At 64.5% G+C, this 259-nt stretch carries 1 protein-coding gene; it reads left to right on the plus strand.

Annotated features, from left to right (window positions below; translation table 11 throughout):
- The coding region (locus FVA95_RS30035) for an AI-2E family transporter (protein WP_149666995.1) at nucleotides 1–202 on the plus strand (202 nt) is incomplete at its 5' end.
- Nucleotides 203–259 lie beyond the last annotated feature (57 nt).

The following is a 259-nucleotide window of genomic DNA, read 5'->3' on the forward strand; positions in this document are numbered from 1 at the left end:
GTTCCAGGACTACGTGCTGAATCCCTACCTGATGAGCGAAGGGGTCAAGGTCAGTCCGCTCCTCGTCATTGTGGGGTTGCTTGCAGGCGAGCAGTTGGGCGGCGTCGCGGGCATTTTCCTGTCGGTGCCCGTCATCGCCGCGCTCAAGATTGTGCTGTCGCGCGCATGGGCGGCGCAGAGCTTGGGCCGGGAGGCGCGCTGATGCACGGCCGCCACCGTGCTCAGCAGCGCCGCAGAAATGACGACATGGATACCACAC

It is taken from the genome of Pseudonocardia sp. EV170527-09, from assembly GCF_008369905.1.
Classification (GTDB): Bacteria; Actinomycetota; Actinomycetes; order Mycobacteriales; family Pseudonocardiaceae; genus Pseudonocardia.